The organism is uncultured Erythrobacter sp. (assembly GCF_947499705.1).
Taxonomy (GTDB): domain Bacteria; phylum Pseudomonadota; class Alphaproteobacteria; order Sphingomonadales; family Sphingomonadaceae; genus Erythrobacter.
Map to the genome: position 1 here is coordinate 817945 of NZ_CANMPJ010000002.1, position 13158 is coordinate 831102.

Genomic DNA, 13158 nt, shown 5'->3' on the forward strand with positions numbered 1-13158 from the left:
CCGCCATGGACCGCATGATCTATTCCGCCCTGAACGGCATGAATGCCGCGATGGATCGTCAAAGGGCGACCGCGAACAACCTTGCCAACGCCTCGACTCCGGGGTTTCGCAAGGAAATTTTCGAGGTGACTCCGGCGACATTGCGGGGCGGCTCGCTCGAAGCGCGGGCCGTGGCACGCGGCGCGGTGCGCGGTGCGGATATGATGCCTTCTAAAGTCAATCCCACTGGCAAACCGCTCGATATCGCGGTCGATGGCAAAGCGTTGATCGCTTATCAGGCGCCCGGCGGCGGGGAGACTTACTCCCGCCGGGGCGATCTGCGGATCACTGCCACGGGTGTGCTCGAAAACGGCGAAGGCCTGCCGGTGCTCGGCAATGCCGGGCCGATCACGGTGCCGGCCGGGTTCGAAATCAACATTGGCAAGGACGGTACTGTCCTCGCCCGCGATCCGGCTGCGCCCGATCAGCCCGCGCAGGAACTGGACCGCATCAAACTCACCTCATCTGAAGGAAGTGCGCTCGCCAAGGGCGTCGACAGCTTCCTGAAGGTGCCTGGCGGTGGGGTTCTGCCCCTCGACCCCACCGCCACGGTCACCAGCGGCGCCTTGGAAATGTCCAATGTCGAAACCGCCGCCACCCTGGTCGACATGATCGATGCCCAGCGCGCGTTCGAACAGCGCGCAAAGATTATCAGCACCGCCAGTGATATCGACGAAGCGGGCGCAAGCCTGATGTCGCTGCGCTGATCCGCACACGTTTGAAAGGAGCATTCCATGCCCACTTCCGCCCTTCACGTCGCCCGCACCGGGCTTGAGGCTCAGGATGCACGCATGCGTGTCATCGCCAACAACCTCGCCAATATCGGTACGACCGGCTTCAAGCGCGACCGCGCAGACTTCGCGACGCTCGCCTATCAGGAACAGCGCGTTGCCGGTCAGCAATCGACCAACCAGACGGCCTATGCGGTGGGTCTCAATCTCGGCACCGGCGTGCAGGTGATGGGCACCAGTCGGATTGACACCCAAGGCACACTGAACACCACGGGCAACAGCCTCGACATTGCCCTGGACGGTCCCGGCTTCTTTCAGGTCGAGCTGCCGCCTGGCGGCCAGATCGGCTACACCCGAGCGGGCAATTTCACGCTTTCGCCCGAAGGCCAGCTGGTCACCTCGCAGGGCTATGCGGTGACTCCGCCAATCCAGATTCCGCAAGGCGCAAACTCGATCGCGATTGCCCCCGATGGCACAGTCAGCGCCACCACCGATCAAAACGCTGCCGCCGTGCAGGTGGGTCAGTTGCAGGTTGCCAGCTTCGTCAATCCGGCGGGACTGCGGGCCATCGGCGACAACTTTCTGGTTGAGACCGCAGCTAGCGGACAGGCCGATGTCGGCGCCGCTGGCCTGAATGGTCGCGGGCAGGTCCGTCAGGGCATGCTCGAAGCCTCGAACGTCAACGTTGTCGAGGAGCTGGTCGAAATGATCGAGGCGCAGCGCGCCTACGAGATCAACTCCAAGATGGTCAGCTCTGTCGACGAGATGCTGCGCAATGCCAACCAAACGCTTTGAGGGGTCTAGGCTCATGAAAAATCTGCTTTGTCTCGCGATTATCGCGGTCGCCTTGTCCGGCTGTATGGGCATGGGCGGCGGACCCAAGGCTGGCTTCGCCGCGCCGCCGCCTCCCGGCGGATTTGTCGCCGTATCGCAGTCCCAAGCGCCCGTGCCGCAGCAGCAATCCGACAACGCTGGTTCGATCTTCCAGACCGGTCAGGGATATGCGGGCCTGTATGTCGGAACCCGCGCCCGCGCTCTCGGCGATATGGTCACCATCGTGCTGGTCGAAAACACGAGCACGTCCAAAAGCACCACGGGTCAAACCGATCGCAGCGGTAGCCTTGGCCTGACCCCGCCGACCAGCGGTCCGCTCAGCTTCCTCAACCCCAATGCCCTTAATGCTGCGGGCCAGGGGTCGTTCAATGGTGGAGGCAATGCCGCACAGCAGAGCCAGCTCAACGGAACCGTCGCGGTCACCATCGCGGCGATCTACCCCAACGGAACCGCCGAAGTGGTTGGAGAAAAGCAGATGTCGCTTAGTCAGGGAGATGAATGGGTCCAGCTTTCGGGCCGCATCCGTCTGATCGACATCGACGCGAACAACCGCTTGCCGTCCTCGCAGGTCGCCAATGCCCGGATCATCTATTCGGGCAAGGGCGCGGTGCAACAGGCAAGCCGACCGGGCTGGCTGTCGCGCTTCTTCAGCTTCATTTCGCCGTTCTGATGCGCGCAGCAGGAGATAGACGATGATGTCCTATTCCAAATGGCTCGCGCTGGCGGCGGCACTGTTCCTCGCGCTGGTCCCGACCAATGCCTCGGCAGAGCGCATCCGCGATCTCGGCCAGTTCGAAGGGCTGCGATCCAACCAGCTGACCGGCTATGGAGTGGTCGTCGGGCTGCAAGGCACCGGCGACGACAATCTCGAATATGTGACCGAAGCGATGCGCGGGGTTTCCGGGCGACTTGGGCTGCAATTGCCGCCAGGTGTGAACCCGAACCTGCGCAATGCTGCGGCGGTTATCATCACTGCCGAACTGCCTGCATTTTCGAAGCCCGGCCAGCGGATCGACATCACGGTGTCGACCATTGGACAGGCGCGTAGCTTGCGCGGCGGCGCGCTGGTGCTGACCCCGCTTTATGGTGGGGACGGACAGATTTATGCGATGGCGCAGGGCAATGTCGCTGTCGGCGGGCTCGGCGTGTCGGGCCGCGATGGATCGCAAGTTTCGGTCAATGTCACAACGGTCGGACGGATCTCCAGCGGCGCATCTGTCGAGCGTGCCGTGGCCACCGGTTTCGACCGCGAAGGCACTCTGCGCTTCAACTTGCACGAGGCCGATTTCCTCACTGCTTCGCGGGTCCGCGACGCAATCAACACCCAGTTTCCCGGCATGGCCCGGATCGCCGATGGCGTAAGCATCGAGCTGACGCTGCCTTTCGGAAGCAATGAGCGCGCCGCCAAACTGGCGATGATCGAGATGCTCGATGTGACCCCGGCGCAGACCGCCGCGCGCGTCATCGTCAACAGCCGCACCGGCACGGTGGTGATCAACCAGGCGGTGCGTCTGTCGCCCGCTGCGGTGAGCCACGGCAAGCTGGTGATCCGGATCGATGAGAACCCACGGGTCGTCCAACCCGCGCCCTTCGCCAATGGAGAAACCGCCATTGAGGAAGCGACCGACATTACCGTCGAAGAACGCTCGAGCAATATCGCCTTGCTGCCCGGCGCGGCTTCGCTGAGCGAAATCGTCGATGCGCTCAACCTTCTGGGCGTTGGCGCGGCGGACCTTGTCGTGATCCTCGAAAGCCTGAAACAGGCTGGCGCATTGCAAGCCGAGATGGTGGTGCTGTGATCCTTTCAGCTCCCTCTCTCGGCACCGATCCGCTGGAGAAAGGTCTCTCGAAAGAGCGTCTCGAGCTGCGCAAAGCGGCCGAGGGTTTCGAGGCGATCATGATCCGCCGGATGCTGGAGACGGCGCGCGCGGCAAGCTTTGCCGAGGATGCGCCGTTGACCGGCGGCGGGCTCCAGCAATTCGAAAAAATGCGCGACGAACACGTCGCCGAAATCGCTTCCTCATCGGGCTCCTTCGGGTTTGCACGGAGTATCGAGGAACAGCTCGCGCAATATGTTGATGGCAGAGAGGGCGGATAATGCCCAGTTCACTCATCACCATTGGCCGCAGCGGAGCGGCGGCGGCGCGCGCGGGGCTGGAGCTCACGGCGCAGAACATCGCCAATGCCGGCAATGCCAATTTTTCACGCCGTTCGTTGAGCCAGTCCGAACTGGTCGGCAGCGCGACGGTCGGGCTGTATTCCGGCACGGCATTCAATGGTGTGAGCCTCGGTAACATTCAGCGCGCGGACAATGCGCTTGCCCGTGATCAGGTTCGCAACACAACCAGCGATCTTGCCCGAGCCGACGCCGAATTGGCCGGATTGCGCGGGTCGGAGACGGCGCTTGAACAATCGCGCCTGTTCGAAGGGTTGGTCGATTTCGAAGCAGCACTGACACGTCTGGCGAGCGATCCGCTCGATCCGGCGCTGCGCACGGTTGCACTCGAAAGTGCACGTCAGCTCGCCGACCGTTTTCAGCTTGCCAATGGCGCATTGGATGATGCGCGCGGATTGGCACAATCACAGGTTCAATCGGGCGTTGACGAAGTCAACCGCCAGATGGCGACCCTGGCGCGGATCAACGAGCAACTGACGCGCACTGAACCGGATACTGCGGGCCAGCTTGCCCTGTTCGATCAACGCGATGCAGCGCTTGCTGCACTCTCTGAGGAAATCGGCATATCGGTCGATTTCGAAGAGCGCGGGGTTGTGAATGTACGGCTTGGCGACAGCGGCGGCGCGTTGCTGGTCGATGGAACCAGCGCAGGCACGCTGTCGGCGAGTTTTGCTGGCGACGGAACCGCCAGCTTCGATCTCGATGGAAATGCAGTTTCACCCGGAACCGGAGCGCTGGCAGGCAGAAGTGCGGCCCTGACCGCGCAGGCCGACTTCCAGGCGCAGCTCGACGATATCGCTCTGTCGACGATCACCCGCGCCAACGATGCGCAGACCAATGGCGCCGCGCAGGATGGCAGCCCGGGGCAACCGCTTTTCTCGGGATCGACGGCTGCGGACATTGCGCTCGCGCTCGGATCGCCGAATGGCCTTGCGACCGCTCCGGCAGGCTCGCCCGCCGGTAGCCGCGATGCCACCAATCTCACCGCCTTGATCGCTGCCATCGGTGCGAGCGATGGCCCGGTCGCCGGGTCGGACGCGCTGCTGCTCGGCATTTCCAGCCGGATTTCCGGGCAGGAAACCACTCGCGCAGCGCTCGCGACCATTGCCGAAAGCGCGCAGGGGGCTTTGCTGTTCGAAACCGGCGTCGATCTCGACACCGAGGCTGCCAATCTCGTCCGGCTTCAGCAGGCATTCGAAGCGAATGGCCGCGTGATTCAAGTCGCCGCCGAACTGTTCGACACCGTTTTGAGCCTGCGTTGAGGAGGCGATAGACGATGAGCATCATCAACAATTCCACCAGCGCATTTTACCAGCGCTCGCTTGGTCAGATGACCGCCTTGCGCGACTCGATTGAGACGCTGCAGACCCAGATCGCAACCGGCCAGCGGCTTGATCGCGCCTCGCAGGACCCCGCAGCAGCGGCACGACTGCGGGCGATCGCCCGAAGCGAAGGCCTGCGCGAGATCGAGGAAGAAAACGCGATCAAGCTTTCGCAGGATCTGACCTCGGCAGCGACCGAACTCGAAGGGATCAGCGAGATCATCTCGCGCGCCCGCGAACTCGCTTCGCAGGCGGGCAGCGACACCAATGGGCCGAGCGCGCGCGAGGCCATCGCTGCCGAACTTGAGCAACTCAGTGAGGAGCTGTTCACCCGCGCCAATGGGCTGACACTGACTGGTGAGCCCTTGTTCGCCGGGACCGCTGGCGCGCCAGCCTACACTCGCGCCGCTGATGGAACCGTGACCTATAACGGCAACGGTGATCAGGGCGCCGTGCCAGTGGCACCCGGTACAGAAATCGAGCGCGGGGTAACCGGTCCGCAGGTGTTTGAATTCGACGTTGGCGGCACGCCGACCGACACATTTGCTTTGCTAAGCGGACTGGCCAGCGCCCTGCGCGGCGGTGCCGCTGATCCGGGGGCGGTCGCGCGCGATGCACTCACTGGGCTGGATGCTGCACTTGATGCCTCGACCCGCAACCAGACCGTGATCGGCACGCGCCTCGCATGGGTCGAAGTCGTGCAGCAGAACCAATTCGAACGCTCCATCGCTACTGCGGAGGAGCGTTCGGAAATCGGCGACACCGATGTCGGCGACACCATCGCTCGGTTGCAACAGACGCTGACCGCGCTCGAAGCGACGCAGACCACCTTCACCCGCGTCAGCTCGCTGACCTTGTTCAACGCGCTGTAATCAGGAGTAACCGCCGTGTTCGCCGCGATCGGTATCGTCGTTCTAATCGTGCTCGTTTTCGGCGGGTATATGCTTGCGGGCGGCTCCATGGGGCCGATCCTGGCCGCACTGCCGCTCGAAATGATGATGATCGGCGGGGCAGCGCTCGGCGCGACGCTGATTGGCAACTCGATGCACGAGATCAAGCTGCTTGGCGGCGGGCTTGGCAAGGTCTTCAAAGGTCCAAAATACACCGATCAGGATCACCTCGATGCGATTGCACTGTGCAGCAAGCTCATGAAATTGCTGCGGGCCGAAGGCGCAGTTGCGCTCGAAAGCCATGTGACCGACCCTGAAAGCTCGGCGATTTTCAGCGAGTATCCGAACCTGCAAAAGGACACGGTTGTCCGCAACCTGATTTGCGATCCGCTGACGCTAATGGTCGTCTCCTCTGGTACGCTCGATACCCATGCGGTCGAGGATGTGATCGACAATGCGATCAAGACCCAGCTGCACGAAATGGATGAGCCGCAGCATGCGATTCAGTCGCTGGCCGATGCGTTCCCGGCGCTGGGCATCGTCGCAGCGGTTCTGGGCGTGATCAAAACCATGGGCTCGATCAACGAGCCCCCCGAAGTGCTCGGCAAGATGATTGGCGGCGCACTGGTTGGTACATTCCTGGGAGTGTTGCTTGCGTATGGTTTCGCCGGACCGATGGCGAGCCGATTGAAGCAGGTGAACACCCACGATCAGCAGATATTCCATTCGATCAAGCAGGTGATCATCGCCTCGCTGCACGGCTATCCTCAGCCACTCGTGCTCGAAGCCGCGCGATCTGGCCTGCCACCGGCGCACCGTCCGCAATTGACCGAGTTGCTCGATATGATGCGGGGCAAGTGAGATGGCGGAAGCTGATCCGACCCAGTCGAGTGAAGGCCTTGCTGCAGCGGCAGCGCTTCCGCCAATCATCGTCAAGAAGATCACGATCGAGGAAGGCGGCCATCACGGCGGCGCTTGGAAGGTCGCCTATGCCGATTTCGTGACCGCCATGATGGCGTTCTTCCTGCTGCTGTGGTTGCTCGGCGCGACCACCGAAGACCAGCGCAAAGGACTCGCCGATTACTTCACGCCGACGCTGGTAAAGATGCGGCAAGGGAGCGCGGGTTCGGATGGGATGCTGGGCGGCAGCTCCATCACCGACGTCGACAATTATCCCAACGCGGCCGGGCAAACAGGCACCAAAGCCATTACCATCCCGCGCGCTGCCAAAGGTGGCCCGGTCGAAGGCGGCGGGCGCGGCGAGCAAAAAGCGGAAAAGATGCAGAAGATCCGCGAAGAGATCGAACAGCGTCTGCAGGAGAAGAAGCGTGTGCGGCACTTGGTTCGGCAAGTCCGCGTGCAAAGCTCGCCCGAAGGCATTCGCATCGATTTGGTCGATGACGCTGACTTTTCGATGTTCGCTCTGGGCACGACGATCCTGACCAACGAAGCGCGCACCTTGCTAGAAGTGATCGGCGAAACGCTGGAGGATCAGTCGGCGCAATTGATCGTGCGTGGGCACACGGACTCGCTGCCGTGGCGTTCCGGGATTGTCGCAAACAACTGGTCTCTGTCAGCGGGCCGCGCCGAGGCGACCCGTCAGGCGCTGATGCTTCAGGCCATTCCCGAAAACCGCTTTGCCCGGATCGAAGGCGTTGCCGACCGCGAACCACTGATTGCGGGCGACCCTGCCGATCCGCGCAATCGCCGGATTTCGGTTCTGCTGCTTGATCCGGGTGCCGCTGGTGGCCGCCCAATGCGCCGCGCGCCGCAGCTAAGCGAAAACACGGAAGAGACGCAGCCGACCTCGTAAACCATGTCCGTTTAGCCGTGCTGGCCATCACTGGATGGAGAGCACGATGACCGACACGATCCTGCCGCACGAATTGCCTAGCGCGCTTGAGCATGCGCCCGGCGGCGTCAAAGTGCTCTCGCTCGACTGTTTCGACACGCTTTTGTGGCGGGATTGTCATGCGCCTAGCGATGTTTTTGCCGAACTGAATAGCTTGCTACCGCGCCAACGGATGGCGGGTGAGGCCAGCGCGCGCAAAGCCGAAGCGACCTTGCGAGGGCGCAACGAAGTCGCGCTACCTGCCATTTACGAATATGCAATGGAAGGTGCGGACCGCACTGCCCGCGAAGCTGCGATTGCGGAGGAATTGGCGGCAGAAGCGCGCGCCTGTTTCGCGTTTGAGCCGACGGTCGAATTGATGCGCAACGCCAAAGCGCAAGGGCTCAAAGTTATCATCGTCAGCGACACTTATCTGGATGCCGCGCAGCTGCGTGAGCTGATCGCGGCCTCTGCGGGGACTGAAGTGGCCGATCTGATCGACACTGTCATCGTTTCCTCGACCGCAGGAATATCCAAAAGCCAGGGTCTGCTTGCGCGGGCGCTCAAGGCCGTGAAGTGCCGCGCGCACGAGGTTCTGCATATTGGCGACAATCGCAAAGCCGATCTCGATGGCGCGCGAGCGCTCGGCATCCCGGCGCTGCATCTTGTGCAGTTCGGTGAGGCGGCCAAGCAGCGACTGCGTTTCGAGCGCGCGTGTCAGCAACTTGCGGGCGAAACTAAAGGCAGTATTCGCGGGCTTCAACCGCACCGCGCGCTGCTGGCTCGGGACGAACCGCAGATCACCGATCCGGCCAAGGCACTGGGCTACACGGTGCTGGGGCCGGTGTTTTATGGTTACGAGCAATGGCTGCGCGATGAGGCGAAACAGATCGAGGAGGAGCGCGGCGGCACAGTCCATTGGCTGTTCCTGCTGCGCGACGGGCATTTGCCGCATCTGATGCACCAGATTGCGGGCGAAGCAGAAAGCACCGCTCGGGTCGAGATTAGCCGTTTTGTGGCCACTGCTGCTTCACTCACTACGCGCGAAGCTTATGAGAAACATGTCGCGCTCGAACACGGGCTCAATCCCGGCACGCTGGCGCGACAGATGCTGTTCACCGATGATGAAATCGCCAGCATTGTTGGCGAACCGGAGAGCGATGCCGAGAAGTCCGAAGCCGCCCACCGTTTGCTGAATGAACTGCGCAGAGGTCAGCGGCAGAAGCTCACCCGCAGGCGCTCGCGCGCCTTTGCGGATCGGCTCGTCGCGCATGTTCGCGCCGCGGTCGATCCGCAGCCGGGCGATACGCTGATGCTGGTCGACCTGGGGTACAATGGATCGGCGCAGAACCGGGTCGATCGCCTGTTGCAAGACGCATTCGACGTGCATGTCGCGGGACGTTACCTGATGCTGCGTGAGATGACCGCGAGCGGTCTGGACAAGAAGGGCCTGATCGATACGCGCCATTTTGCGCCCGATTTCCTTGAGGCGTTGTGCACCAATGTCGCTGTGATCGAGCAGCTTGCGACGTGCGAGCTAGGATCGGTGATCGATTACTCCGATGAAGGCGAGCCAATCCGCAAGGAAAGCTCAGTCAAAGGCAAGCAAAGCGCTGTGCGTACATTGGTGCAGGCGGGTGTTTGCGATTTTGGCAAAGCGGCGCTCGATCCGCCAATTATCCGCGTCCACAATCCGTACAGTGAGCGCGGCTGGCGCGAGACGGCGGCGAGCGTGCTCGCCCGTTTCATGTTTTTGCCGCAACCAGGCGAATTGGATGTGGTCAAGAGTTTCGAACATGACGTGAATATGGGCAGCGAGCGCATGGTTCCGCTGTTTGATGCCGCTCACGCCCACGATGGGATGCGGCGCCGCGGTCTGTTCTACATGAAGGGTTCGTCGCGCATGTTCCTGCCGGCCGAACTGGCGCAGGAGGATATGAGCACGCGGCTCTCGCTGTTCACCCAGATGCGCTTTGGGCTGGGGCTGACCTATGACGACTTTGCGCCCGCCCAGATCGGCATCCCCGCTTTGTATGTCGGAGCGACCGACAGTTCCCGAACATCAATCGCAGCCAAGCCGACCCATGACGGCTATTTTGCTGCCCGGTTGCCGATCGGCGATGCGGGTCAGGCAATCGCGCTCCAGATTGGCGCCGCTTGCGAGTGGGTTGAGATCGAGAGCGTTACCCGTTCGCCGATCAAATCGCTCAAGGGTGGGGCTCTCAATGATGACATGCCTGAGCCAATCGCGGCGCAGCTCGATGCCATGGCAGAGCACGCGCCGGGGATCTATGAATGCACTGGCGAGAATGCCCTCATCCTCGTCACACCCAATGCTGCACCGCGAAACGGCGACCCGCAGATGATCGAGATTGTGTTTCGACCTTTGCGTTTGCGCGGCGAAGCGCAGGCTGCGACCAAGAGCTCATCCAGTATGGCTGGTCAGGCACTTGCGCGGCTCGGCCAGGCTGCTGCGTAGAACTTCCCGAATTCAAATCCACCAACGGCAAAAGCCCGGGACCTTTCGGTCCCGGGCTTGCCTGCCAACCCCCGGCGGGGCGAATGGCGAGGTCCAGTTACCGCAGCAGTGAAAGGACGTTCTGCTGCGACTGGTTGGCCTGAGCGAGCATGGCTGTCGAAGCCTGCCCCAGGATCTGCGCCTTCGCGAGGTTGGTCGATTCCGAGGAGAAGTCGGCATCTTCGATCCGCGAGCGGGCGTCGGTCAGGTTGGCTGCTGTCGTGGTCAGGTTGTTGATCGCAGAGTCGAGCCGGTTCTGCCCGGCACCCAGCGATGAACGCGCCGTGTTCACATCACTCAGCGCAGCATCCACATTGGTAATCGCGGTTGCAGCGTTCGTGCTCGAAGATACGTCGAGCGCGGCGGCATCAATGTTGGTGCCGTCGATTGCGGTGCTGGTCAGCGTTACGCTGCGACCGGCGTCGATGGCGATATCGACGGTTACGTCGGTGCCGCTGGTCGTGCTGAACAGGGTGACGCCGTTAAAGTCGGTGTTCGAAAGAATGTCGCTGATTTGCGACGCAAGCTCGGTGACTTCAGTGTCGAGGAAACCGCGATCTTCCGCATCCAGCGTACCATTGGTCGACTGGATCGCCAGTTCACGAACACGCTGCAGCATGTTGGTGACTTCTTCCAGCGCGCCTTCTGCGGTTTGTGCCAGAGCGATGCCGTCATTGGCGTTACGAATGCCCTGGTTGATGCCGCGAATGTCAGAGGTGAAGCCGGTCGCGATCGACAGGCCGGCGGCGTCGTCGCTGGCGCTGTTGATGCGGCGGCCGGTCGAAAGACGCTCCATTGCGTCGCCGAGCATGTTGCCGGCCTGTGCGCTCGCATTCTGAGCGCGAAGAGCCGAAACGTTGGTGTTGATAACTGCCATTGGTGAAACTCCCGATTGGTCCATGCAGTGCGAAAGGGGCCGCAGCTGCTGGAGCTAAGAGCGACCATCCGCCGGAATGTTTAAGGGCATGAATTTTCAGCGCTGATTTCGCTGCCCCGATGGCAAGGTTTGATCAGAGGCATCCCGCGTATGCGCGCGAGGCCAAGATACCCAATCGCACGCTCATAGGTGGTCCTACGGGGGCTTAAGTTTTGCATATCTTGGCCGGAGGGGCGGCAATTCATGTCCACCAAAGGGGAAATCGTGTGGAAATGACTACGTCGCTTGACGATCAGACTATGCTTAACGTTCGACCAAAGGATTCGGCACTGCACGAACGGCACCGCGCTTTGCTCGGCCCGACTTTGCCGCTGCTCGGCACAAACTGGCAGCGGGGTCGGCTTTTGCTGGGCGAAGAAGGCCGCTTCGACTGCCCGCCGGGCGGTCGCCGCAGCGACATGGTCGAACTCGACCTGCGTCAGGCTGAGGCTCCGTCGCTTTCGTCTCTGAGCGAGAATCGCGTCGCGCTTTCTTACAATGCCGCTTCGCTCGATGCGGCGCGCGCGGCCATGATTGCCAGCGCGGCACAAGGCGGATGGCCGATCGCAGGCGATGAGAAAAGTCTCGCGCTGCTGACGCTCGCCGAGCGTATCGCCAAAAGCGAGATTCCCGTCCTGCTCGAAGGACCAACCGGCACCGGCAAGGAAGTGTTCGCGCGCTTCGTCCACCGCATGTCGAAGCGGGCCAGCGGGCCATTCGTTGCGGTCAATTGCGCCGCCATGCCCGAAGCGATGCTGGAAGGATTGCTGTTTGGCCACCGAAAGGGCGCATTCACCGGCGCAAGCGACGCGCGCGAAGGGCTATTCCGCGCAGCCGATGGTGGAACCTTGCTGCTCGACGAGATTGGTGAGTTGCCACTCGCACTTCAGGCAAAACTGCTGCGCACCTTACAGGAAGGCGAGGTTCTGCCGCTCGGCGCGACCAAGCCGATCAAGATCGATGTTCGGATTGTCGCCTGCACCAACCGCACGCTGTCCGCCGAGGTCGAAGCCGGAAGGTTCCGCGAAGACCTGCTCTATCGCATCAATGTCTTCCCGCTCGAACTCGCCGCTCTGCGCGATCGGCGCGGCGATATTGCGCCACTGGCCTTTGGCATGTTGCTGCGCCACGCCTGCCGTTCAGGAATGCCACAATGGTTGACCGGACAGGCACTGGCGCTGCTCGCCACGCATAATTGGCCGGGCAATGTTCGCGAGCTTGAGAATGTCATTCGCCGGGCGATCCTGCTTGCAGGCGAAGAGGCGCGGATCGGCTCCGAGCATATCGTATTCGATCAACCGGTGCGCGGCGTCGCCAGTGACGGCACAATCCCTGCTCCGAGCACGGCGGGTGGTTCGCTCTCCGATGTTGCTTTCCAATCCGAAGCGCAGGCGATCTTGGCCGCGCTCGACGATCACAAAGGCCACCGCGCCAATACTGCACGCAGCCTCGGCATATCCGAACGAACTTTGCGCTATCGCCTCGCTTCGATGCGGGAATCCGGCCTGCTTGCCGCGGGAGGTGAAGCATGAGCGCGATCCGCCCGACTTCGGGTCTGCAAGACGTGTTGGCACTCCGTCAGGAAGTGCTGGCGCGTAGCCAGGCGCTGAAAAATGTTCGCGCGGCCTCGGCGGCTGAACCGACTCAAGGCGCAGCTCCGGCTGCGCCTACCGCGCCCGCCGCAAACTTCGGCGACACGCTCGGCAATGCTCTGGAGCAAGTCAGCGCCGTGCAAAAACGCTCGGGCGACATGCAGACCGCTTACGAACGCGGTGAAGTGACCGACATCGCCCAGGTGATGCTGGCGCGGCAGGAAGCAGGCGTAGCCTTCGAGGCGACCCTGCAAGTGCGCAACAAATTGCTGTCGGCGTATCAAGACATCATGCGGATGGGGAGCTGAT

The 13158-nt window shown here is 62.2% G+C and carries 13 protein-coding genes; 12 read left to right on the forward strand and 1 reads right to left on the reverse strand.

Translation table 11 applies throughout. The features are described 5' to 3' along the window. The first annotated feature begins 5 nt into the window (after positions 1 to 5). The 10 genes from Q0837_RS16935 to Q0837_RS16980 are packed head-to-tail and all read left to right on the forward strand — an operon-like array spanning position 6 to position 10302. A complete protein-coding gene (locus Q0837_RS16935; RefSeq protein ID WP_298471453.1) occupies positions 6 to 746 on the forward strand; it encodes a flagellar basal body rod protein FlgF in 741 nt (246 codons plus the stop codon). 27 nt (positions 747 to 773) lie between these two features. Further along, a complete protein-coding gene (gene flgG / locus Q0837_RS16940; protein ID WP_298471456.1) occupies positions 774 to 1565 on the forward strand; it encodes a flagellar basal-body rod protein FlgG in 792 nt (263 codons plus the stop codon). Positions 1566 to 1578: 13 nt separating this feature from the next. Continuing rightward, a complete protein-coding gene (locus tag Q0837_RS16945; RefSeq protein WP_298471458.1) occupies positions 1579 to 2274 on the forward strand; it encodes a flagellar basal body L-ring protein FlgH in 696 nt (231 codons plus the stop codon). Between the two features lie 22 nt (positions 2275 to 2296). Then, the gene (locus Q0837_RS16950) at positions 2297 to 3403 is read left to right on the forward strand and encodes a flagellar basal body P-ring protein FlgI (RefSeq protein ID WP_298471461.1); all 1107 of its coding nucleotides are present in this window, start codon (positions 2297 to 2299) and stop codon (positions 3401 to 3403) included. Next, complete coding sequence (locus tag Q0837_RS16955) at positions 3400 to 3702, forward strand: rod-binding protein (RefSeq protein WP_298471463.1); 303 nt, start codon at positions 3400 to 3402, stop codon at positions 3700 to 3702. Before Q0837_RS16950 ends, Q0837_RS16955 begins: the two co-directional genes overlap by 4 nt. Beyond that, positions 3702 to 5042: a flagellar hook-associated protein FlgK gene (gene flgK / locus Q0837_RS16960; RefSeq protein ID WP_298471465.1), complete on the forward strand. Its 1341-nt coding sequence runs from the start codon at positions 3702 to 3704 to the stop codon at positions 5040 to 5042. The genes Q0837_RS16955 and flgK overlap by 1 nt, the downstream gene beginning before the upstream one ends. A 14-nt stretch (positions 5043 to 5056) precedes the next feature. After that, entirely contained in the window at positions 5057 to 5974 is a 918-nt protein-coding gene (locus tag Q0837_RS16965; RefSeq protein WP_298471467.1) for a flagellar biosynthesis protein FlgL, read from the forward strand. A gap of 15 nt (positions 5975 to 5989) precedes the next feature. After that, positions 5990 to 6853, forward strand: a complete 864-nt coding sequence (gene motA / locus Q0837_RS16970; protein WP_298471469.1) for a flagellar motor stator protein MotA — start codon at positions 5990 to 5992, stop codon at positions 6851 to 6853. Between the two features lies 1 nt (position 6854). Further along, positions 6855 to 7805, forward strand: coding sequence for a flagellar motor protein MotB (locus tag Q0837_RS16975; protein ID WP_298471472.1), 951 nt, complete (start codon positions 6855 to 6857; stop codon positions 7803 to 7805). 46 nt (positions 7806 to 7851) lie between these two features. Continuing rightward, entirely contained in the window at positions 7852 to 10302 is a 2451-nt protein-coding gene (locus Q0837_RS16980) for an HAD family hydrolase (RefSeq protein ID WP_298471474.1), read from the forward strand. A gap of 97 nt (positions 10303 to 10399) precedes the next feature. Here the strand turns inward: Q0837_RS16980 and Q0837_RS16985 are convergent, their stop codons facing one another. Next, entirely contained in the window at positions 10400 to 11218 is an 819-nt protein-coding gene (locus Q0837_RS16985; RefSeq protein WP_298471476.1) for a flagellin, read from the reverse strand. A 272-nt stretch (positions 11219 to 11490) separates the two neighbouring features. Here Q0837_RS16985 and Q0837_RS16990 point away from each other — a divergent pair, with 272 nt between their 5' ends. Together Q0837_RS16990 and fliE are read left to right on the forward strand one after the other, a co-directional pair. Next, positions 11491 to 12789, forward strand: coding sequence for a sigma 54-interacting transcriptional regulator (locus tag Q0837_RS16990; protein ID WP_298471479.1), 1299 nt, complete (start codon positions 11491 to 11493; stop codon positions 12787 to 12789). Beyond that, positions 12786 to 13157 carry a flagellar hook-basal body complex protein FliE gene (gene fliE, locus Q0837_RS16995; protein WP_298471482.1) on the forward strand — a complete coding sequence of 124 codons (372 nt, stop codon included), beginning with the start codon at positions 12786 to 12788 and terminating at the stop codon, positions 13155 to 13157. Before Q0837_RS16990 ends, fliE begins: the two co-directional genes overlap by 4 nt. The last annotated feature ends 1 nt before the right edge of the window (position 13158 follow it).